Origin of the sequence: Mesorhizobium sp. CA5 (assembly GCF_020165105.1) — a bacterium.
Taxonomy (GTDB): Bacteria; Pseudomonadota; Alphaproteobacteria; order Rhizobiales; family Rhizobiaceae; genus Mesorhizobium.
The window spans coordinates 309,881-330,698 of the sequence record NZ_JAIUHJ010000003.1 but is presented as its reverse complement, the minus strand read 5'-3'; the positions used below and the strand labels follow the sequence as shown (position 1 = coordinate 330,698).

The following is a 20,818-nucleotide window of genomic DNA, read 5'->3' as shown; positions in this document are numbered from 1 at the left end:
ATTGCAAGAAAGCGGACAGCTCAGCTCTTGCGCTGCTGGTTCTCTTCCTCGATCGCCGCTTCGTGGTACCAGCCGTCGAAGTCGGCGTGCTCGCCGCGAAGTGCCGCAAGTTCTGCCGCGAATTTGGCCTTTGCGCCTAAATTTGAGGCAGACTTGCGTGCTGCGAGCGGGAACAGCAGGACTTTTGCCGACGGCCGCGATGGCGTGACTTGCATTGCCGATCTCCTCGCCTTTTCAGGAGCGTACCGATTCACCTTCCCACCAAAATATGCCCTGCGACTCCTTTAGGCAATATGCTTACAAAAAGATCAGCAAATGCCTATTTTGTAAGCAAAAACGGCGCCTGAACGATCCAGTCGCATTGCTGAGACGGCTCAACAAAATCAACGCGTTGCCATGACCATTTTGCCGCACCCCGCGAAGGCCGAGTGGCATACGAATTGCTTTTTGACCGTCGGCAGGCCGGCTCGAGCCGGCCGAGCGTCGCCACCATTTGGCGGTGATCAAGCAACGAGAGGCTCTAGAATGACCAAATACAAGCTCGAGTATATCTGGCTGGACGGCTACACACCGGTCCCCAATTTGCGCGGCAAGACCCAGATCAAGGAATTCGCCGAGTTCCCGACGCTCGAGCAGCTGCCGCTATGGGGCTTCGATGGTTCCTCCACGAACCAGGCCGAGGGCCGCAGCTCCGATTGCGTGCTGAAGCCGGTCGCGCTTTATCCAGACCCGGCCCGCACCAACGGTATTCTGGTCATGTGCGAAGTGATGATGCCCGATGGCGTCACCCCGCATGAATCCAACAGCCGCGCGACCATCCTCGACGACGAGGATGCCTGGTTCGGCTTCGAGCAGGAATATTTCTTCTACAAGGACGGCCGTCCGCTTGGCTTCCCCGAGAGCGGCTACCCGGCCCCGCAGGGTCCGTATTACACCGGCGTTGGCTACAAGAACGTCGGCGATGTCGCCCGCCAGATCGTCGAGGAACATCTCGACCTTTGCCTCGCCGCCGGCATCAACCATGAAGGCATCAACGCCGAAGTGGCCAAGGGCCAGTGGGAATTCCAGATTTTCGGCAAGGGCTCCAAGAAGGCCGCCGACCAGATCTGGATGGCGCGCTATCTGCTGCTGCGTCTGACCGAAAAATACGGCATCGACATCGAGTTCCACTGCAAGCCGCTCGGCGACACCGACTGGAACGGCTCGGGCATGCACTGCAACTTCTCGACCAAGTACATGCGTGAAGTCGGCGGCAAGGCCTATTTCGAGGCGCTGATGGCGCAGTTCGACAAGAACCTGATGGATCATATCGCGGTCTACGGCCCGGACAACGACAAGCGCCTGACCGGCAAGCACGAAACCGCGCCGTGGAACAAGTTCTCCTACGGTGTCGCCGACCGCGGCGCTTCGATCCGCGTGCCGCACTCCTTCGTCAAGAACGACTACAAGGGCTACCTGGAAGACCGTCGCCCGAACTCGCAGGGCGACCCCTACCAGATCGCCTCGCAGGTGCTGAAGACGATCTCGCAGGTTTCGACCGCCGCGGTTTCGGCCGCCGCCTGATCTCCTCGCTTGCCCTGGGGCGCAGGCCCTTGGCGCGATGAGCACGCTAGAAAAGCCCCAGCGGAAACCCGCTGGGGCTTTTTGCATGAGATGAGCCGGCAATACAGGCCAGTCTGCCGCCACCGTCAGGCGGCAATCACGCACGCGATTTGAGCGCTGCCACTACGTCTTGGCGTGGGGCAGGCAGCGGCGTGCGGTTCCCGTCGCGGTTGACCAGGGCGAGGAAGATGTTGCCGGAGAAATGCGAGCAGCCGGCGGTGCCGGTGCGCGAGCCCGGCCGGCACGCGCCGCGCCGGCTCGAAAGCCCGTCTTCTGAAATGAAAAGCCCTTGGAAGGGAGTGCCTTCCAAGGGCGGAATTTCCATCCGATCAGAAGCTTAGACTGAATAATACATGTCGTACTCGACCGGGTGCGGGGTCATTTCGAAGCGCATGACCTCGGCCATCTTGAGCTCGATATAGCTGTCGATCTGATCGTCGTCGAAGACGCCGCCAGCTTTCAGGAAGCCGCGGTCCTTGTCGAGGTTCTGCAGGGCTTCGCGCAGCGAGCCGCAGACGGTCGGGATCTTCTTCAGCTCCTTCGGCGGCAGGTCGTAGAGATCCTTGTCCATCGGCTGTCCGGGGTGGATCTTGTTCTTGATGCCATCGAGGCCGGCCATCAACATGGCGGCGAAACCGAGATAGGGGTTCGCGCCCGGATCGGGGAAGCGGACCTCGACGCGCTTCGACTTCGGCGAGTTGCCGAACGGAATGCGGCAGGAAGCCGAGCGGTTGCGCGCCGAATAGGCGAGCAGCACCGGCGCCTCATAGCCCGGCACCAGACGCTTGTAGGAGTTGGTCAGCGGGTTGGTGAAGGCGTTGATCGCCTTGGCGTGCTTGATGATGCCGCCGATGTAATAGAGGCAGCTCTCCGACAGGCCGGCATATTCGTTGCCGGCGAAGGTCGGCTTGCCGCCCTTCCAGATCGACTGGTGGACGTGCATGCCCGAGCCGTTGTCGCCGAACACCGGCTTCGGCATGAAGGTGGCTGTCTTACCGTAGGCGTTGGCGACCTGGTGCACGACATACTTGTAGATCAGCATCTTGTCGGCGTTGCGCACCAGCGTGTCGAACTTGATGCCGAGCTCGTGCTGCGCGGCGGCGACCTCGTGGTGGTGCTTTTCGACGCGCACGCCCATTTCGGCGAGCACGGTCAGCATCTCGGAGCGCATGTCCTGGCAGGAATCGATCGGTGGCACCGGGAAATAGCCGCCCTTGATGCGCGGACGGTGGCCGAGATTGCCGGTCTCGTAGTCGGTATCGTCGTTGGAGGGCAGTTCGGTCGAGTCGAGACGGAAGCCGGTGTTGTAGGGATCGGCCTTGTACTTGACGTCGTCGAACACGAAGAACTCGGCCTCGGGACCGACATAGATGGTGTCGCCGATCCCTTCCGCCTTCATGTAGGCCTCGGCCTTCTTGGCGGTGCCGCGCGGATCGCGATTGTAAGCCTCGCCCGAAATCGGATCGAGGATGTCGCACAGGATGACCATGGTCGACTGGGCGAAGAACGGATCCATATGGACGGTATCCGTGTCCGGCATCAGCACCATGTCGGACTCGTTGATTGCCTTCCAACCGGCGATCGAGGAGCCGTCGAACATGACGCCGTCGGCGAACATGTCTTCCTCCACCTCGACGACATCCATCGTCACATGCTGCAGCTTGCCCCGCGGATCGGTGAAGCGCAGGTCGACGAATTTCACGTCGTTGTCCTTGATCTGCTTCATGATGTCTTTGGCTGTCGTCATGTCATTTCTTCCCTGTGTGATGACGTCCGGAAATGGATTGTAGGTTTGGTCAGATGGCGTCGATGCCGGTCTCGCCTGTGCGGATGCGCACGACTTCCTCTATGTTGGAGACGAAGATTTTTCCATCGCCGATGCGGCCGGTCTGCGCCGCCTTGCGGATGGCCTCGATGGCGCCTTCGACAGCCTCGTCGCCAAGCACCACCTCGATCTTCACCTTGGGCAGGAAATCGACGACATATTCGGCGCCGCGATAGAGCTCGGTATGGCCCTTCTGACGGCCGAAACCCTTGGCTTCGGTGACGGTGATGCCTTGCAGTCCGGCCTCCTGAAGCGCTTCCTTCACTTCGTCCAGCTTGAATGGCTTGATGATCGCTTCGATCTTTTTCATGTAAAAAGTGGCCTCCACTGCCAAGAAGACGGGTTGTGTGCCCCGCTTGCGCCTTCATCAAGCACGAAGCGTGCCAATCCTGAGGAGAGCAGGCGGTGAGGGGCGTTTTCGCGCCCATGCCGCGTCCGGGTGCAAATTCGCGTCACCGGCTGCATCGGATGCGTCATGGACGCCCAAACCGTATACATCGCTCCTCCTCGCGTCTGCGTAAAAAATGGGCAGACAGCGCAATTTGCAGGCTGAACCCTCCCGGATGCGACCGCATTTGCAAGACAAGGCGCGGTCACTGGTTTGCTTTCGAACCGAAAACTGGACAATGCTTGATCGCATGGAGATCGGCAATCCCATGCGCAATGAACTTCTATCGCCGGCCGAAATGGCCGAGGCCGACAGGCTGACAATCGCGGCCGGACCGCTCGACGGCTATCGCTTGATGCTACGCGCGGGCGAGGCGGTCGCGGCCGTCGTGCTGGCGCGCTATCCTGGCGCGAAGAAGGTGCACGTGCTGTGCGGCCCGGGCAACAATGGCGGCGACGGCTACGTCGTGGCGCGGCTGCTGGCCGCGGCCGGCGTCGATGTGGCCCTGTGGATATCGGGTGAACCGAAGGCAGGCAGCGACGCCGCGCTCGCGGCGGCTGATTGCGCTCTGGAGCGGCACCCGCTTTCAGCCTTCACCGCGGAAGCTGGATCGCTGGTTGTCGACGCCATCTATGGTGCGGGCCTGTCGAAGCCTCTCGCCGGCGACGCCAGAGGCGCGGTCGACACCGCGACGGGCATGAACCTGCCGGTTGTCGCGATCGACCTGCCTTCGGGCGTTTCAGGCGAAAGCGGCGAAATCCTCGGTTCGGCATTTGGCGCGGCTCTCACGGTGACCTTCGCACGAAAGAAGCCTGGGCATCTGCTGCTGCCTGGCCGCGAGCGATGCGGCGAGATCGTGTTGGCCGACATCGGCATTCGTGACGAGATCATCGACGAGGTCGCGCCGCGGGCCTTTGAGAATCGCCCCGGGCTCTGGATCGCAAGCTTTCCCGCGCCCGCCCTCGACACGCACAAATACAAGCGCGGCCATACCAGCGTCTTTTCGGGCGGACCATCGGCGACCGGCGCGGCGCGGCTGTCGGCGCTTGCGGCCGCCAGAAGCGGAGCAGGGGCCGTCACCGTGCTCTCGCCCGCCAACGCCATGCAGGTCAACGCTGCGCATCTGACCTCGATCATGCTGCGCAAGGTCGACGCGATCGAGGATGTGCATGATCTTATCGGCGATCGCCGGCCGTCCGCCTTCGTTCTCGGCCCCGGCTTCGGCATCGGTGACAAGGTGCGCGATTTCGCGCTCGCCGTGCTCGCCAAAAACCGGCAGGACGGCGGCGTTGAGGGCCTCGTGCTCGACGCCGACGGCATCACCTCTTTCCGCAATGCGGCCTTGACGCTGTTCGAGGCGGCCGCCAGACCGGACGCGCCGGCGTTGATCATGACGCCGCATGAGGGTGAGTTCGGCAGGTTGTTTGCCGACATTGCCGGCAACAAGGCCTTGTCGAAGCTGGCCAAGGCACGCGAAGCCGCGCAGCGCGCCAACGCCGTGATCGTCTACAAGGGCGCCGACAGCGTGATCGCCTCGCCGGAGGGCCGCGCCGCGATCAATAGCAATGGCGCGCCATGGCTCGCCACCGCCGGGTCGGGCGACGTGCTGGCGGGCATCATTGCCGGGCTTCTGGCGCAAGGCATGCCGGCCTTCGAAGCGGCTTGCGCCGCGGTCTGGATCCACGCCGAAGCCGGCAGCCGCTTTGGGCCGGGTTTGATCGCAGAAGACCTGCCTCTGGCCATGGTGCCGGTTCTTCGCGAGCTGGCGCAGAGCGCTGTCCTATGAAGCGGCTGGGGCTGCTTGTTGCCGTCCTGGCCGCTTTCATTGCCCAGCCGGCGCGCGCCGCCGATCATCCGGTTGCCATCATCGACGACCCACGCGTGCTCGCCGCACTAGATGCCGGGGGATATGGCTTCGCCGACCTCTTCGGCGTCGACGGCAGCGACGATCTGAAATCCCTCTATGATGAGGCACCGGCCTATCACGCCATCGTCGACACAGTGGCCGGCGATGTCGCCGCGTTGCGAACCGAGATGAAGGCCGGCGGCCGCACTCTCTACGAAGTGACCGACGGCAATGTCGGCCGCATCATCGACATGCGCTGGCTGAAGACGAACGCGGCGCGCTTCCGTCTGATCGGTGTCGTCAACCGTCTCGACCGGCGCGATTTCGCAACGCTTGGCAACGAGACGAACTGCGGCGAGGTGCGGTTCATCTATCGCCTGGCCTACAGCTTCAGGAAGAACGGCAAGCAACTGGCCTCGCGCCTGCCGTTCAACTTCAGCGCCATATACCGCGTCGCGCAAGACGCCGACGGGGGCTGTGTAGGCGCTGCTGGCCGCTGGACGCCGCAGCTCGACGAAACGGTCGATGCCGGCTGGTTGACCGGCGGGCCGCTCGAAAAGGCCTCGCTATCCTTCAAGCAGCTCGAGCTCAACGCGCAGGTGGTGCGCTTTCCTTCCGGCCAGGAAACCGAGTTCGGCGGGCAGGCCGCCTACCTGATGCGCATCTTCAGCATCGATGGTTCGAGGGTCGGCGAAAAACCGCTGGAAAATACGCCGGACACAGCCCGGCTTGCCGAGGACGCCGATCTGAAAGCGCGGCTTGCCGACTATGTCCGCGCCAATGCCGCGGCGGTCGATCTCGGCGTCTACGAAATCCCGGACGAATTCCTCGCCCGAAAAGTCGTCTCCTGGTCGACCTTCGGCAGTGCAAGGCAAGCCAATCATCCGTTCACGCCGCTGTTCGACCCAAAGGAGTTCGCCGGGCTAGACTATTCGAAGTTTACCTTGGCGCGCACGCCGGACGCTTTGATCGAGCGGCTCGACAACGGCGCCTGCCAGGGTTGCCATCAGGCGGGCTCGACCGCCGGCTTCCATTTCATCGGTCTCGACGACGCCACGACCTCGCCGCTCAACCGTATCGAAGTCGGCATCTCGCCGCATCTCCATGCCGAGATTGCGCGCCGCGAGGCGTGGCTCAAGGCGACGGCTGAAGCCAGGGAGCCCAATCGTTTTCGTCCGCTCTCCTTCGCACCGCCCGCCGTCTGGAAGGATGCGGGCGAGCCCGCCTATGCGCCGGCCGAAACGGCAATGCCATGCCTGATGCTGGATGACGCAAGCCGCTTCGGCGGCACCTGGCAATGCGGCGCCGGCACGGTCTGCACGCCGATCGCCACCGCTTCGGGGGTGAGAACCGAACTGGCGCAATGCCTGCTGCCGAAAGACAGTCCAGCGATGTTTTCGGGCCATCCTTGCCTCACCGGCTCGATCGCCAGCAACGTGACGCAGCCGTTCAACGATCGCTACAAGATCACCGGCCAATTCGCTGCCTTCGCGCCGGCGATCTCGCGCACTGCCTATACCTGCCGGCCGCCGAAGATCGGCGTTCCGGGAGGCTTCGCGTATCGCGCCTGCGATGACAAGGATCGCGCCTTCTCCGCTTTCAAGCCCGGCAAGCCGATGCCGAGCGAGATCTGCGGCTTGGTCGGCGGCAAGAAGTTCGACACCTGCGTGGCCACCAACAATTTCGACCAGTGTCTCGGCGGCTCGGTCAACCGCGGCAACCGCCCAGCCTGCTCGGCTGACCATTTCTGCCGCGAGGATTATATGTGCCAGTCGCTGCCGCCGGACACACCGGGCGCCGCCAGGGTCAAGGGCATCGGCTTCTGCTCGCCGACCTATTTCATCTTCCAGATGCGCATCGACAATCACGCCACGCCTTGGGCGACCACGGCGCGCGCGAGCATGGGCGCGGGTTTCGGGGCGGCAGCCGAGGAATAGGTCAGGTGAATTGCGGCGCGTTTTTTCGGATCGCTGCCGCAAGCGCCTCGCGAACCCTGTCCTCGGATACCGCGCGCGTGTTCTTCACCCAGCCCGGCGTCGAAATCGGCGGCTCGAGAAAGATCACCTGTTCGTTCACCGGACCGTGCATATAGGCTCGGTTCAAACCGTATATGAGCACACAAGGGCCGCCCAGCGCCCCAGCAGCGTGGGAGATGCCGCCGTCGACGCCGAGAAAAATGGTCGAGGCCGCGATCTGGCACATGGCTTCCGCAATATCGGGCGTCGAGGTAAAATCGAGCGCCGCGGGCAAACAAGCCCTGATTTCCGCCGCAGCGTGCCGCTCGCGCGGCCCGCCGATCAGCCAGACCGACCAGCCGCGGGCAACATGGTCGCGCGCGATCGAGACGAAGCGCTCCATCGGCCATGAGCGTTTGTTGGCAAAGTCCGATGTGTAGAGGGCAATCGCCGGCTTTGCAGGGTCGATCCCGTTGCGCCGACGCCAACCGGCAAGCTCTTCGGCGGAAACAACCAGCTGCGGAGCCGGCAATGGTCCGTCCTCGGCAGGCCTTTTGCCGAGACGCGCGATTGCGCAAACCTGGTCTGCCACCCGCGTCTTGCGCGGGCCGAATGCAAGCATCGATTTCAGCCAACCGGCGGGCAGCCGGTTGACGATGCCGAACTGGAACTCGCGCGGATAGCCGATGCGCTCCGGTATTCTGGCCAGCCATGGCACCAGGCAAGCCTTGGTGCTGCTGGTGAGCATATAGGCCGCCTGGTAATTCTCCCGGCGGATTTCGCGTGCCAGACCAGCCCGCTCATTCAGCCCTGGCTTCCAGTGCTTCTCGGCTATCCAGGCCTTGCGAACATGCGGCATCAGCCGCGCCAGCGGCGCGGCGACCCTTGAAGTGATGATGTCGATCGGCTGCCCCGGGAATCTCTCGGCGATGATCCGGATGGCCGAGTGGCAGCGGATGAAATCACCGATCGCCGGCAGGCAGAAGATCAGGATGGGGCGCAATGCGCGATACTCTTTCGGTCCGGAACGGTCAGCGCTGCTAAGAAACACCTGCGTGATGTCTCATGGAAGCGCTTCGCCATCAAGAATACGGTGGTAGAGCTCGATATAGGCTTTTGCGGCCTTTTGGATCGGGAACCGGTCTGCCGCGGATTCGCGGCATCTTTGCGCCGACAAACCGTCGATTTCACCGAAACCGCGCGCGAACTCCTCATCCGTGTCGAAGAAACGGCCGGTATCGGCATCGACGGTTTCGGGCAGCGCGCCGCATGCCGTGGTCAAGACCGGCGTGCCGCACAGCATGGATTCGACCGGCGCATTGCCGAAAGGCTCCTCCCAGGAAATCGGATTCAGAAAGGCTTTGGTCTCGCCCAGCAATCGCACCTTCGGTTCACCATCGACCATGCCGTGATAGCGGAAGCGCAGTGACAGGCTCTTGAAGAACACGCCCTCGCGTCGCGTCTTGCTGCGGCCAAGCAGCTTCCAGCGCGAGCCGCCGGCGATATCGAGCTTGAAATCGTACTTTTTCGCCAGGTCCACCGCCCGATTGAGGCCCTTTCCGGCCCGCGCGATGGCCGCCATGAAGAATAGATGGTCGTTCTTCGTCGCTGCCAGGCGATAGGCATCCACCGGAAAGCCATTGTAAACGAAGGTCTTGCGCCCATGCAGCTCGGCATGGCGGGCGCTGATGAAGCTCCAGTTCGGCTGCGGCCTGGGGTAATCCGGCAGATGGCCGCGCTCGGTATTGAGCGTCGGAAAAGGAACTTCGACCTTCCAGGCATGGAGATGGACAATATCAGTGTCCTTGGGAACAGCCGCGCGGCATTCGTCATTGGTCACCGCGTGGCGGACCTCGCACATCGGATGCGACGATCCCGGGCCGGCGATCAATGTCACCTGATGCCCCATTTTGACCATTTCCGTAGTCAGCCATTCGACCTGCCGCTGGATGCCGCCATAGCCTTTGCACGGAATAAGGCCCTGGGCCGCAAGTGTTATTCGCATTTCGTCTCCGCGCTCATGTTAGCGGTTGTCCCTTCGGCTGGCGGGAGGTCTTTCACAGCGGGATGTTGTCGTGCTTCTTCCAGGGGTTCTGCATATCCTTGTTGCGCAGCATGCGCAGCGCCCGCGCGACGCGACGCCGGGTCGAGTGTGGCATGATCACCTCGTCGACATAGCCGCGTTCGGCGGCGACGAAAGGCGACAGGAAGCGGTCCTCGTAAGTCTTTGTATGAGCGGCGATTTTCTCCGGATCGCCGATGTCCTTGCGATAGATGATCTCGACCGCGCCCCTGGCGCCCATCACCGCGATCTGCGCCGTCGGCCAGGCATAGTTCATGTCGCCGCGCAGATGCTTCGAAGCCATCACGTCATAGGCGCCGCCATAAGCCTTGCGGGTGATGACGGTGATCTTCGGCACGGTCGCCTCGGCATAGGCGAAGAGCAGTTTGGCGCCATGCTTGATTAGCCCGCCATATTCCTGCGCGGTGCCCGGCAGGAAGCCTGGCACGTCGACGAAAGTGACGATGGGAATAGAAAAACAGTCGCAGAAGCGCACGAAGCGCGCGGCCTTGCGGCTGGCGTCGGAATCGAGCACGCCGGCCAGCACCATCGGCTGGTTGGCGACGAAACCGACCGTGCGGCCCTCGACGCGGCCGAAGCCGGTGACGATGTTCTTGGCGAAACTCTGCTGAATCTCGAAGAAATCGCCTTCGTCCGCGACCTTCAGGATCAACTCCTTGATGTCGTAGGGCTTGTTGGCATTGTCGGGGATCAGCCGGTCGAGCGACAGGTCGTGATCCGTCACCGACTGGTAGCACTCTATCTCGGGAATCTCGGCTGTGTTCGACGCTGGCAAAAGATCGACCAGCCGGCGCATTTGCAGCAGCGCCTCGACATCATTGTCATAGGCGCCATCGGCGATGGAAGATTTGGTGGTGTGGACGGACGCGCCGCCGAGGCTTTCGGCAGTCACCGTCTCGTTGGTCACCGTCTTCACCACGTCCGGCCCGGTGACGAACATGTAGGAGGTGTCGCGCACCATGAAGATGAAATCGGTCATGGCGGGCGAGTAGACGTCGCCGCCGGCGCAGGGACCCATGATCAGCGAGATTTGCGGGATGACGCCGGAGGCGAGCACATTGCGCTGGAATATCTCGGCATAGCCGCCAAGCGCCGCCACGCCTTCCTGGATACGTGCGCCGCCGGCGTCGTAGAGGCCGATGATCGGCGCGCGGTTGCGCAGAGCCATCTCCTGGACTTTGATGACCTTCTCGGCATGCGCTTCCGACAGCGAGCCGCCGAACACGGTGAAATCCTTGGCGAAGATATAGACCGGACGCCCATTGACGGTGCCCCAGCCGGTGACGACGCCATCGCCGGCGATCTTGGTCTTCTCCATGCCGAAATCGGTCGAACGATGCTCGACATACATGTCGAACTCCTCGAACGAGCCCTCGTCGAGGAATATCTCGATACGCTCGCGCGCGGTGAGCTTGCCCTTCTTGTGCTGCGCCTCGATGCGGTCCTTGCCGCCGCCCATGCGGGCAATCTCGCGGCGACGCTCGAGTTCCTTCAGCACGTCTTTCATCGCTAGTCCTCAAAACCAATAGGTAATTTGTGGTAATCGCGCCGGCAGGGGAGCGCAAGAACCTCTGTTTTGCTGCGCCGCAACATGACGCCCCTTGCATTTCGGGACGAACTCAGCCATATGCAGCGGCATAGGCGCTTGGGCCGGGAATCATCCGGCCTTCTCGACGAATGAGACTGGTTGCGTCTGTTTTCCCTCTTTCCGGCAAATCGGCCCTGGTCGATCGGCAAGCTGGCGAAAAAGCCCCGAGGCATGATGTCTGCGGGCACGACAGCGCAGCCGCGCGGACGATTGTCCGCCGCCTTGTCGTTCCATGACAATTTATCCGACGGCAGGTTGCGCCCTGCCGCCATTGATGTTTGCGGCCACAAGGCCGCGTGAAAGAAGATTACTTTGACCAACGAAAACACAGCGGAACTGAACGGTTTCGCAGCACTTGGGATTTCCGGCGCGCTGCTCAAGGCGACCCATGCCGCCGGCTTCACCGATCCGAAGCCGATCCAGATGCAGGCGATCCCGCCGCAGCTCGAGGGGCGCGATATTTTCGGTATCGCCCAGACCGGCTCGGGCAAGACGGCGGCCTTTGCGCTGCCGATTCTCTCGAAGATCATCGGCCTTGGCACCAAGCGCCGGCCGAAGACGACGCGGGCGCTCATCCTGGCGCCGACGCGCGAGCTAGCCGTGCAGATCGAGGACACCATCAAGATCCTCGCCAAGGGCGCGCATGTCTCGACCGCGCTGGTGCTGGGCGGCGTCTCGCGCTTCAGCCAGGTGAAGAAGGTTGCGCCCGGCGTCGACATTCTGATCGCCACGCCCGGCCGCCTGACCGACCTAGTGCGTGAGGGCGACCTCATCCTTGCCGACACCAAATGGCTGGTGCTCGACGAGGGCGACCGCATGCTCGACATGGGCTTCATCAACGACGTCAAGCGTATCGCCAAGGCGACTGCGCCGGACCGCCAGACGGCACTGTTCTCGGCCACCATGCCCGATGAAATCGCGGAGCTTGCCAAGGGCTTGCTGAAGAACCCCGTCCGTATCGAAGTCTCGCCGCAAAGCACCGCTGCGGTCGAGATCGTGCAGAGCTTGGTGCTCGCCCGCACCAAGCAGAAGCGCCAGGTGCTGTCCAAGATGCTGGCCGACGAGGCGATGCGTTCGGTGATCGTGTTCTCGCGCACCAAGCATGGTGCCGACCGCGTCACCAAGGACCTTGCCCGTGACGGTTTCGAGGCGGCCGTCATCCACGGCAACAAGTCGCAGAACGCGCGCCAGAAGGCGCTCAACGATTTCCGCGACGGCTCGGTGCGCATCCTGGTCGCGACCGATATCGCGGCGCGCGGCATCGACGTGCCCGGCATCAGCCATGTCGTGAATTTCGACTTGCCCGACGAAGCGGAGAGCTATGTCCATCGTATCGGCCGCACCGGCCGCAACGGCAGGGACGGTATTGCGATCACGCTGTGCGATCCTTCGGAAAACGCCAAGCTGCGGCAGGTCGAGCGCATCATCCGCATGAAGCTGCCGGTCGTGGCCGACCATCTCGGCAGCCCGGATCCGCAGCGCGACCCCAGGGAAAAGACCGAGCGTCATTTCGAACCGGCCAATGACCGCGAGCATCACGGCGCCCGTCGCGATGGCCGCCGCCCGGGCAACGGTGGCGACAACAAGCGTTTCGCTGGCAAGCCTCATGGCGAGCGCGCTCCGAAGCCGCAGGGCGAACGCCTGGCCGCGGCCAAGCCGAATGGCTCGAGCAAGCCCGACGGCTTCAAGCGCTTCAAGGGCAACAACAAGCGCCGCTTTGGCGGCAAGCGTCCGGCGAACCGGGCCGCCTGAGCCTAGAGCCGGATGATTTCAGGTCGAGTCGAGCTGAAATCTGAATCCGGCTCTAAATCAAAGACATAGAGCATGATGTCGTCCGAAAACCGCTCCACACTTTTCGGCATCATGCTCTAGCAGAACCACGCGAACAGGAACGGCCGGAGCGATGCTTCGGCCGTTTTTTTCCATTTCACTGGCCTGATTTCACTGGCCTGATTGCTGCTGCATCAACGCCTTCACCCACACCACGATACGCTGGGTGAGGAAGGCTGTGGTCTGCGGCGACAGCACATCGCCGGCGATGACGTGATTGTCCGGATCGCCGGTGTCGTCGACCGGCACCAGCTCATGCGGCGCACCCCAGCGCCCAGCTATCTCGCGCGTCCGGTCGGGCCGCACCACCTTGTCGGAATCCGAGAAGATGAACAGGGCAGGGATTTTCGCCTTCTCGACCGGCGCCTCATAGGCGAGATTGGTGAGCGCCGCCATCGGCAGCACCGACCTCATGGGATATTTGGTGGTCCAGAATTTCTCGTGCAGCGCGTTGCGGGCAGGGAAACTGCGCTCCTTGCCACCGACAAGCTCGGCGATCTGCCGGCCCCAGGGTAGTGTGAGAACCTCGGCGCCGGAGGCCTTGACGCCGAAATTCGGCGATATGAATGCAATAGCAGCGACACCGTCCGATGCATCCGGCCGGGTTGCAGCCCATGCTGCGAGCGAGCCGCCGGTCGAGGTCCCGATGACGATCACCTTGTCACCGATGGCACGGCCGATGGCCAAAGCTTCCTCATAGTCGTTGATCCAGGCATTGACGCTGCCTTGCGCCATGGCCCCGCCGTCCTGGCCGTGGCCGGTCAGGCGCGTGTAGAAGAGGTTGGCCTCCAATTCATTCGCAATGTCGTCCGGCAAGGGGCGGACCTCGCCCTTCGAGGCGGAAAAGCCATGGATATAGACGATGGCCAAGGGCGTCTTGGCATGGACCATCGGGTTCGCCCAGATGATCTCCTTGTCGAGGCCGTCGCGGATGTTGGGCACGGCAGCCTCTTCGCGCGCCAGATAGGCCTGCGGATCGTCGCCGATCGCCGACGGATTGAACCGGATTGTGGTGTCGACCGGCACGCGTGGACCGAGGAAGAAAACGGCTATCAGGACGACTGCAAGGCCAAGCACCGTCAGCACGATCCGCCGCCCCATTACAGTCTCCAAGCAATGATTCTCAACCTATGGCCGTACCCGCCGGCAGGCAATCGCCGTTTCGCCGGTTTATGCCGCCTTGTCGCGGGATGGGTTCTTGTCGCCAGGCAGCCTGCGATCGAAATGCAATGGCCGTCCCCACCAGTGGGTGGTGAGCCCGATGACGAAGCGGCCGATCGGCCGCGGCAACAGGCCGAGCACCTTCAACGGCAAGCTTATGTGGTACGGGAAGGTGACTTCGAAGCCGCCCTTCCGGATGCCGCGAGCCATGCGGCGCGACGCGCGATGCACAGGCATGAGGCCCGGCATCGGCAGCCTGTTCTTTTCCGTCAGCGGCGTGTCGACGAAGCCCGGGTTGATGACCTGGATGCGGATATTCATCTTGTCGAAATCGTATTTCAGCGACTCCGCCAGGATGTTGATCGCGGCCTTGGTGCCGCCATAGGCCGCCGTGGTCGGCCAGCCCGAATAAGCGGTGACCGATCCCACCAGAACGATATGGCCGCGTCCGCGCACGCGCATATGCTCGACGACAGGCACCACGCCGTTGACGATGCCGAAATAGTTCACGGCGAAGGAGCGGTGGAAATCGCGCACAACCAGATTCTCGCCGGGGGTGGCGATGTAGTTGCCGGCGTTGAAGACGGCAAGCACGATGGGGCCCATCTGCTCCTCGATTGCGGCGGCCGTACGCGCCATGCCCTGCTCGTCGGTGACGTCGCAGGGAAAGGATTTCACATGTCCGGACATTTGCGCCGTTTCGACGACCAGCGTGTCGGCCGGATCTTCGGGCAGAGAGGTCACCGCGACGGCATAGCCTTGATTGGCAAGATCCTTGGCCAAAGCGCGGCCAAGTCCGCTGCTGCCGCCCGTGATCCAGGCGACACCATCCTTCGGATTGGCCCGGTAGAGTGTCATGCGATGTCCTGCGAATGTTCGGGCTTGCTGTAGCGGCGAAGAAATCGAATGAAAAGAGCGCTTTTGCGCTTGGCGTTGAAATGATCGCAAGCGTTGCAGCGTCCAGAATGCGACTGGACCAGACAAAATCTTACCTTGAAACCGGGGCGTCCGGTTTTTAGGGTCTCGCCGCACACATAAAGGAATCCCGCATGCCCCGTTCTGTGATCGAAGCGATCGGCAACACGCCCCTGATCCGGCTCAACAAGGCTTCGGAAGCGACCGGCTGTGAGATCCTCGGCAAGGCCGAGTTCATGAATCCGGGGCAATCGGTGAAGGATCGGGCCGGCCTGTTCATCATCCGCGACGCCGAGCAGCGCGGCCTGCTCAAGCCCGGCGGGCTCATCGTGGAAGGGACTGCCGGCAACACCGGCATCGGCTTGACGCTGGTCGCCAAGGCGCTCGGCTACCGCACCGTGATCGTCATTCCCGACACGCAGAGCCAGGAAAAGAGGGACGTGATCAAGATCCTGGGCGCGGAGCTCATCGAGGTGCCCGCCGTGCCCTACAAGAACCCAAACAATTACATAAAACTGTCCGGCCGGCTTGCCGAGCAACTGGCGCGCTCGGAGCCGAACGGCGCGATCTGGGCCAACCAGTTCGACAATGTCGCCAATCGCGACGGCCATGTCCGCACGACTGCCCAGGAGATATGGGCCCAGACCGGCGGCAAGATCGATGGCTTCGTCTCGGCCGTCGGCTCCGGCGGCACGCTTGCGGGTGTCGCGCTCGGGCTCAAGGGCAAGAGCAAGGACGTCAAGATCGCACTCGCCGACCCGCTGGGTGCCGCCCTCTACAGCTTCTACACCAGCGGTGAGCTGAAATCCGATGGCAGCTCGATCACCGAAGGTATCGGCCAGGGCCGCATCACCGCCAATCTGGAAGACTTCACGCCGGATTTCTCCTACCAGATCCCGGACGAGGAAGCGTTGCCCATCATTTTCGACCTGATCCAGGAAGAGGGGCTCTGCGTCGGCGGCTCGACCGGCATCAACATCGCCGGAGCCGTGCGGCTGGCGCGCGAGCTCGGACCCGGCCACACCATCGTGACGATCCTTGCCGACTACGGCACGCGCTACCAGGCCAAGCTCTTCAATCCGGAGTTCCTGCGCGGCAAGAACCTTCCGGTGCCGGGCTGGATGGAAGAAAAAGCCGATATTTCAGTGCCGTTCGAAAAGGTGGCATGATGGCGTACAAAACCGAGGCGCGGTTTCGCGACGACGCCTATCAGAAGACGGCGGAGGCCGAGGTCGTCGCGATCAACGATCGTGGCGGCATCCTTCTCGATCGGACAGTCTTTTATGCAACGTCCGGTGGGCAGCCGGGCGACACCGGGATATTTGAGCGCGCCGATGGCGGCCGCATCGCGATCGCCGCCACCATCACCGGCGAGACCAAGGACGAGATCGTCCATGTGCCGGCGCCGGAGCAGGCGCTGCCCGCGGTCGGCGAAAAGCTGAAACTCCTGATCGACTGGGAGCGGCGGCACCTCCTGATGCGCATGCACTCCGCCTGTCACCTGCTGACTGTCGTTTGCCCTTTCCCAATCACCGGGGCAGCGGTCGCAGAGGACGACAGCCGCGTCGACTTCGACATTCCCGACGCCGGCTTCACCAAGGAGGATGTGACGGCGAGGCTGATGGAGCTGGTGCGCGCCGACCATCCGATCTTCACCCGGCTGATCACCGACGAGGAACTCGCCGCCAATCCCGGCCTGGTCAAATCGAAGAACGTCCGCCCACCGGTCGGCACCGGCAAGATCCGCCTGGTCTGCATCGGCGACGACGGCTCGATCGACAGCCAGCCATGCGGCGGAACGCATGTGAGGTCGACCGGCGAGGTTGGCGAGATTCATATCGGCAAAATCGAGAAGAAAGGCCGCGAGAACCGGCGCTTCCGCATCCGATTCGGACCGATGCCGGCGAACTGACGTTAAAGCTGGGCGGGGCAGGAGAATAAAATGGCGCAGGACAGTCCCTTCATCGTCGACGCCGATTGGCTGGAAAAGCGACTTGGCGAGCCGGGTCTCACCATCATCGACGCCTCCTGGTACCTGCCGGCGCAAAAGCGCGACGCCCGCGCCGAATACGATGCCGCCCACATTCCCGGAGCGCGCTTCCTCGACCAGGACGCAGTTTCCGATCCGGATTCGAAACTGCCGCACACATTGGCATCGCCGCAGCACTTCGCCCAATATGTCGGCGCCATGGGCGTTTCGGCTGACGACACCATCGTCGTCTATGACGGGCCCGGCCTGTTCTCGGCACCGCGCGCCTGGTGGATGTTCCGCGTCATGGGCGTGTTCCAGGTCTACATCCTGAACGGCGGCATCGATCGCTGGAAGGCCGAGGGGCGACCTGTGACGGCCGAGCCGACAAAAATCGCGCCGAGTGTCTTTTATGCCGATTTCGATGCCGGACGTGTTGTCGGCCTCGACGAGATGCGCAGGATCGTCGGCAGCCATGAGAGCCAGATCGCCGACGCGCGCTCGGCCGGCCGCTTTGCCGGAACGGATCCGGAGCCGCGTCCGGGCGTCCGTTCGGGCCATATGCCGGGTGCGCGTAATGTTCCGGTCACGGCGCTAGCCGAGAATGGCGAGCTGCTGCCCAAGGACCGTCTGCGCAAGGTGATCGAGGATGCCGGCATCGACCTGTCGAAACCGGTCGTGACGTCCTGCGGCTCGGGCATCACGGCGGCGGCGATCACGCTGGCGCTCGAGACGCTCGGCCACACCGACAACCGGCTTTACGATGGATCCTGGGCTGAGTGGGGCAGTCTCAGCGCCACACCGGTGGTGACGGGGAAAGAATGATGGAAAACGGCGCGCTGCAAGATATCGATGTCACGGTCACTTTCCTGGAGATGCATGCGGCGCCGGCGGTTTCACCGCCGATCCCCTACAATCGCCAGATCGCGCTGCTGAAGACGAAAGATATCCCGCTCCATTTCTACCGCTATCTGATGGATCGCGTCGGGCGCAAATGGCATTGGGTCAACGTGCTGAGGCTGAGCGACGAGGAGCTTGCCGCCGGCTTGCACCGCGAGGACCGCGACATCCGCGTGCTCTATCTCGACGGCGCTCCCGCCGGTTTCTTCGACCTGAAGCCGCATCTGCCTGACGAGGTGGAGCTCGCCTATTTCGGCATGATGGAGCATGCGCATGGTCAGGGCATCGGTCGCTGGTTCCTCGGCGCCGCGATCTCGGCCGCCTGGGCGCATGGGCCAAGGCGCGTCACCGTGCAGACCTGTACCCTCGACCATCCGGCGGCTCTGCCGCTCTACCAGAAGCTCGGCTTCACGCCGGTGGCGCAGAAGAAAGAGGTCGTGCATCCGCTGACCTTCGCCGAGCGCTCGGCCAGCGTCATGCGAGACTAGAGCAATTCCAGGACTAGTGAGAAACGGTTCCGCCAGTCAGGAATCGGGTGGGAGGCACTATCGCCAAGGCATAGCTTCCGGAGATCGACACCGGAGATCTGCCATGAGCATCCAGTTCAAAGCCTTGCCGACCGAAGCCGTGCGCGCCTTGCAGCGGGGAGGGCCCGATGCCTACGGCCGCACCCCGGAGCACCGCATCTCCGACGGCGACGGCGTGCCTTGCAGACATTGCCTCAGGAACGTCGCCGAGGGTGACGGCTATCTGATCGTTGCCTACCGCCCGTTTCCGGAACTGCAGCCCTATGCCGAAACCGGCCCAATCTTCCTGCATGCGGAGGAATGCGAGCGCGCAGCCGAAGGGGATGCGCTGCCGGAGATGCTCGAAAGCAGCGACTATATCGTCAGGGGTTACGGCAGGGACGATCGCATCGTTTATGGCAGCGGCGCCGTCACGCCGACCAGGGAGATTGCCGCCCGCGCGCGGACGCTGTTTGGGCGCGACGACATCGCCTACATCCATGTCCGCTCGGCCCGCAACAATTGCTATCAATGCCGCATCGAGCGGGCATGACCAAAAAAGAAGCCCGCCGATGGTCGGGCGGGCCGTTGGAGGGTCTGACAGAAGCTGTCGGGCCAGTGCCGTCCGGGCCGGACTTGCCCGACCCGGCAAGCAGCTCAGACCGCCAGTAACGGTCCGTCTCTAGGCAGCTTTCTCGTCGAGCGAATGTGAAGCATTTCACACAAGGCCGCATAATGGCGGAAGAGCGAAAAGAGGCGCATTTGCAAGGCCGTCGTATTCTCGTCGTACTACTGCGCTAAAAAGCAGTGGTTGCGATGTGTCGACCGCGGATGGACCGGCGGCAGATCGCGACAGTCGAGGAAGCGGGGCTTTTTGCTCCGCTTTTTTGTTGACCGGATTTTTCGACGGAAGCGCAGTTTCCGCGCAAGAAAAAAGCCCGCCGGAATGACCCGGCGGGCGACTGAAGGAAATCGTTGCGAATTATCAGGCGGCAAGGACCGCCTTCGGTTCGACCATTTCGTAGCCCAGCGCCTCAGCGACGGCGCGGTTGGTGATCTTGCCCTTATGAACATTGAGGCCGTTGCGCAAATGGTGGTCGTCGACCAGCGCCTTGAGGCCCTTGTCGGCGAGCTGCAGGCCATAGTGCAGCGTCGCGTTGTTGAGCGCGTGCGCCGAAGTGACCGGCACGGCGCCAGGCATGTTTGCGACGCAATAGTGAATCACGCCGTCGACCTCATAGGTCGGATCGGCGTGCGTCGTGGCATGCGAGGTCTCGAAGCAACCGCCTTGGTCGATCGCGACGTCGACCAGCACCGAGCCCTTCTTCATGCCGGAAAGCATTTCGCGGGTGACGAGCTTGGGCGCGGCGGCGCCCGGGATCAGCACGGCGCCGATGACGACGTCGGCCGAGAAGCATTCTTCCTCCAGCGCTTCGACGGTCGAGTAGCGCGTATGGACGCGGCCGCCGAAGATGTCGTCGAGCTGGCGCAGACGCGGGATCGAGCGGTCGATGATGGTGACGTCGGCGCCGAGGCCGGCCGCCATCTTGGCCGCATGCAGGCCGACAACGCCGCCGCCGAGCACGGTGACCTTGCCGGGCAGCACGCCGGGCACGCCGCCGAGCAGCACGCCGCGGCCGCCATTGGCCTTCTGCAGCGCAGTCGCGCCGGCCTGGATCGACAGGCGGCCGGCGACTTCCGACATCGGCGCGAGCAGCGGCAGGCCGCCGCGGTCGTCGGTCACGGTCTCATAGGCGATCGCGGTGACGCCCGAGCCAAGAAGACCCTTGGTCTGCTCCGGATCCGGAGCCAGATGAAGATAGGTGTAGAGGATTTGGCCGTCGCGCAGCTGGACCCATTCGTTTGGCTGCGGTTCCTTGACCTTGACGATCATGTCGGACTTGGCGAACACGTCGGCGGCCGTCTTGGCGATAGTGGCGCCGGCGGCGCGATAGGCGTTGTCGTCGGCGCCGATGCCGGCGCCAGCGCCGGTCTCGACCAGCACTTCATGGCCATGCGCGACATATTCGCGGACAGAGCCCGGCGTCAGGCCGACGCGATATTCATGGTTCTTAATTTCCTTGGGGCAGCCGACACGCATTTTTCTTCTCCCTGTCCGCGCCCTTCAGGGGGCGCTCTCACTGTCGCTCGTGCATGTCACCGGGTCGAAAATGCGGAGGGTGGACACGCAGTAACCGCAGTCAACCACGAATCCCTCCGTATGTGTTTGCGAATGCACTTGCGGCAATG

General features: G+C 63.0%; 20 protein-coding genes. 10 read left to right on the top strand and 10 right to left on the bottom strand.

Features of this window, described 5'->3' with window-relative positions:
- Positions 1–20: 20 nt before the first annotated feature.
- A complete protein-coding gene (locus tag LB529_RS06460; protein WP_140544917.1) occupies positions 21–215 on the bottom strand; it encodes a DUF2735 domain-containing protein in 195 nt (64 codons plus the stop codon).
- 310 nt (positions 216–525) lie between these two features.
- On the opposite strand from LB529_RS06460, the gene LB529_RS06455 reads away from it, so the two are divergent.
- On the top strand, positions 526–1,563 hold the full coding sequence (locus tag LB529_RS06455; RefSeq protein WP_095765491.1) for a glutamine synthetase beta-grasp domain-containing protein: 1,038 nt from the start codon (positions 526–528) through the stop codon (positions 1,561–1,563).
- 136 nt (positions 1,564–1,699) lie between these two features.
- On the opposite strand, the gene LB529_RS06450 is transcribed toward LB529_RS06455, so the two are convergent.
- From LB529_RS06450 to LB529_RS06440, 3 genes are read right to left on the bottom strand one after another with little or no spacing between them, the layout of a single operon-like run.
- On the bottom strand, positions 1,700–1,912 hold the full coding sequence (locus LB529_RS06450) for a hypothetical protein (RefSeq protein WP_224710578.1): 213 nt from the start codon (positions 1,910–1,912) through the stop codon (positions 1,700–1,702).
- A gap of 27 nt (positions 1,913–1,939) precedes the next feature.
- Positions 1,940–3,349: a type I glutamate--ammonia ligase gene (glnA, locus tag LB529_RS06445; protein WP_095765489.1), complete on the bottom strand. Its 1,410-nt coding sequence runs from the start codon at positions 3,347–3,349 to the stop codon at positions 1,940–1,942.
- A 49-nt stretch (positions 3,350–3,398) separates the two neighbouring features.
- Complete coding sequence (locus LB529_RS06440) at positions 3,399–3,737, bottom strand: P-II family nitrogen regulator (RefSeq protein WP_018428041.1); 339 nt, start codon at positions 3,735–3,737, stop codon at positions 3,399–3,401.
- A gap of 346 nt (positions 3,738–4,083) precedes the next feature.
- Between LB529_RS06440 and LB529_RS06435 the strand changes: the two genes are divergently transcribed.
- Together LB529_RS06435 and LB529_RS06430 are read left to right on the top strand one after the other, a co-directional pair.
- Entirely contained in the window at positions 4,084–5,601 is a 1,518-nt protein-coding gene (locus LB529_RS06435; protein ID WP_224710598.1) for an NAD(P)H-hydrate dehydratase, read from the top strand.
- Complete coding sequence (locus LB529_RS06430; protein ID WP_224710577.1) at positions 5,598–7,598, top strand: hypothetical protein; 2,001 nt, start codon at positions 5,598–5,600, stop codon at positions 7,596–7,598. The genes LB529_RS06435 and LB529_RS06430 overlap by 4 nt, the downstream gene beginning before the upstream one ends.
- A gap of 1 nt (position 7,599) precedes the next feature.
- Here the strand turns inward: LB529_RS06430 and waaF are convergent, their stop codons facing one another.
- The 3 genes from waaF to LB529_RS06415 are packed head-to-tail and all read right to left on the bottom strand — an operon-like array spanning position 7,600 to position 11,206.
- Positions 7,600–8,619, bottom strand: a complete 1,020-nt coding sequence (gene waaF, locus LB529_RS06425) for a lipopolysaccharide heptosyltransferase II (protein WP_224710576.1) — start codon at positions 8,617–8,619, stop codon at positions 7,600–7,602.
- A 60-nt stretch (positions 8,620–8,679) separates the two neighbouring features.
- Positions 8,680–9,621 (bottom strand): glycosyltransferase, encoded by a 942-nt coding sequence (locus tag LB529_RS06420; RefSeq protein WP_224610712.1) that lies wholly within the window; start codon positions 9,619–9,621, stop codon positions 8,680–8,682.
- Positions 9,622–9,673: 52 nt separating this feature from the next.
- Positions 9,674–11,206 (bottom strand): acyl-CoA carboxylase subunit beta, encoded by a 1,533-nt coding sequence (locus tag LB529_RS06415; RefSeq protein ID WP_140542881.1) that lies wholly within the window; start codon positions 11,204–11,206, stop codon positions 9,674–9,676.
- A gap of 180 nt (positions 11,207–11,386) precedes the next feature.
- On the opposite strand from LB529_RS06415, the gene LB529_RS06410 reads away from it, so the two are divergent.
- Together LB529_RS06410 and LB529_RS06405 are read left to right on the top strand one after the other, a co-directional pair.
- A complete protein-coding gene (locus LB529_RS06410; protein ID WP_224710575.1) occupies positions 11,387–11,587 on the top strand; it encodes a hypothetical protein in 201 nt (66 codons plus the stop codon).
- Positions 11,588–11,599: 12 nt separating this feature from the next.
- Entirely contained in the window at positions 11,600–13,039 is a 1,440-nt protein-coding gene (locus tag LB529_RS06405; protein ID WP_224710574.1) for a DEAD/DEAH box helicase, read from the top strand.
- Between the two features lie 189 nt (positions 13,040–13,228).
- On the opposite strand, the gene LB529_RS06400 is transcribed toward LB529_RS06405, so the two are convergent.
- Entirely contained in the window at positions 13,229–14,218 is a 990-nt protein-coding gene (locus LB529_RS06400; protein WP_095765483.1) for an alpha/beta hydrolase, read from the bottom strand.
- A gap of 69 nt (positions 14,219–14,287) precedes the next feature.
- Entirely contained in the window at positions 14,288–15,136 is an 849-nt protein-coding gene (locus LB529_RS06395; RefSeq protein WP_140843434.1) for an SDR family NAD(P)-dependent oxidoreductase, read from the bottom strand.
- 191 nt (positions 15,137–15,327) lie between these two features.
- Here LB529_RS06395 and LB529_RS06390 point away from each other — a divergent pair, with 191 nt between their 5' ends.
- From LB529_RS06390 to LB529_RS06370, 5 genes are all read left to right on the top strand, one after another.
- Entirely contained in the window at positions 15,328–16,362 is a 1,035-nt protein-coding gene (locus LB529_RS06390; RefSeq protein WP_224710573.1) for a cysteine synthase A, read from the top strand.
- Entirely contained in the window at positions 16,362–17,105 is a 744-nt protein-coding gene (locus LB529_RS06385; RefSeq protein WP_224710572.1) for an alanyl-tRNA editing protein, read from the top strand. The genes LB529_RS06390 and LB529_RS06385 overlap by 1 nt, the downstream gene beginning before the upstream one ends.
- Positions 17,106–17,135: 30 nt before the next feature.
- Positions 17,136–17,987, top strand: coding sequence for a 3-mercaptopyruvate sulfurtransferase (gene sseA, locus LB529_RS06380; protein WP_224710571.1), 852 nt, complete (start codon positions 17,136–17,138; stop codon positions 17,985–17,987).
- Positions 17,987–18,550, top strand: a complete 564-nt coding sequence (locus LB529_RS06375) for a GNAT family N-acetyltransferase (RefSeq protein ID WP_224628479.1) — start codon at positions 17,987–17,989, stop codon at positions 18,548–18,550. Before sseA ends, LB529_RS06375 begins: the two co-directional genes overlap by 1 nt.
- A 103-nt stretch (positions 18,551–18,653) precedes the next feature.
- Positions 18,654–19,121, top strand: coding sequence for a DUF1203 domain-containing protein (locus tag LB529_RS06370; RefSeq protein WP_224710570.1), 468 nt, complete (start codon positions 18,654–18,656; stop codon positions 19,119–19,121).
- A 432-nt stretch (positions 19,122–19,553) separates the two neighbouring features.
- Here LB529_RS06370 and ald read toward each other — a convergent pair whose 3' ends face one another.
- The gene (gene ald, locus LB529_RS06365; RefSeq protein ID WP_140843422.1) at positions 19,554–20,669 is read right to left on the bottom strand and encodes an alanine dehydrogenase; all 1,116 of its coding nucleotides are present in this window, start codon (positions 20,667–20,669) and stop codon (positions 19,554–19,556) included.
- Positions 20,670–20,818 lie beyond the last annotated feature (149 nt).

Bases quoted from the DNA above. Each gene is read 5' to 3' on its own strand.
- LB529_RS06395 (WP_140843434.1), bottom strand. From the start codon at position 15,136: ATGACACTCTACCGGGCCAATCCGAAGGATGGTGTCGCCTGGATCACG.
- LB529_RS06440 (WP_018428041.1), bottom strand. From the start codon at position 3,737: ATGAAAAAGATCGAAGCGATCATCAAGCCATTCAAGCTGGACGAAGTG.
- LB529_RS06375 (WP_224628479.1), top strand. From the start codon at position 17,987: ATGGAAAACGGCGCGCTGCAAGATATCGATGTCACGGTCACTTTCCTG.
- LB529_RS06460 (WP_140544917.1), bottom strand. From the start codon at position 215: ATGCAAGTCACGCCATCGCGGCCGTCGGCAAAAGTCCTGCTGTTCCCG.
- LB529_RS06390 (WP_224710573.1), top strand. From the start codon at position 15,328: ATGCCCCGTTCTGTGATCGAAGCGATCGGCAACACGCCCCTGATCCGG.
- LB529_RS06420 (WP_224610712.1), bottom strand. From the start codon at position 9,621: ATGCGAATAACACTTGCGGCCCAGGGCCTTATTCCGTGCAAAGGCTAT.
- LB529_RS06455 (WP_095765491.1), top strand. From the start codon at position 526: ATGACCAAATACAAGCTCGAGTATATCTGGCTGGACGGCTACACACCG.
- LB529_RS06400 (WP_095765483.1), bottom strand. From the start codon at position 14,218: ATGGGGCGGCGGATCGTGCTGACGGTGCTTGGCCTTGCAGTCGTCCTG.
- LB529_RS06385 (WP_224710572.1), top strand. From the start codon at position 16,362: ATGGCGTACAAAACCGAGGCGCGGTTTCGCGACGACGCCTATCAGAAG.
- LB529_RS06415 (WP_140542881.1), bottom strand. From the start codon at position 11,206: ATGAAAGACGTGCTGAAGGAACTCGAGCGTCGCCGCGAGATTGCCCGC.
- LB529_RS06370 (WP_224710570.1), top strand. From the start codon at position 18,654: ATGAGCATCCAGTTCAAAGCCTTGCCGACCGAAGCCGTGCGCGCCTTG.
- LB529_RS06430 (WP_224710577.1), top strand. From the start codon at position 5,598: ATGAAGCGGCTGGGGCTGCTTGTTGCCGTCCTGGCCGCTTTCATTGCC.
- LB529_RS06435 (WP_224710598.1), top strand. From the start codon at position 4,084: ATGCGCAATGAACTTCTATCGCCGGCCGAAATGGCCGAGGCCGACAGG.
- ald (WP_140843422.1), bottom strand. From the start codon at position 20,669: ATGCGTGTCGGCTGCCCCAAGGAAATTAAGAACCATGAATATCGCGTC.
- sseA (WP_224710571.1), top strand. From the start codon at position 17,136: ATGGCGCAGGACAGTCCCTTCATCGTCGACGCCGATTGGCTGGAAAAG.
- glnA (WP_095765489.1), bottom strand. From the start codon at position 3,349: ATGACGACAGCCAAAGACATCATGAAGCAGATCAAGGACAACGACGTG.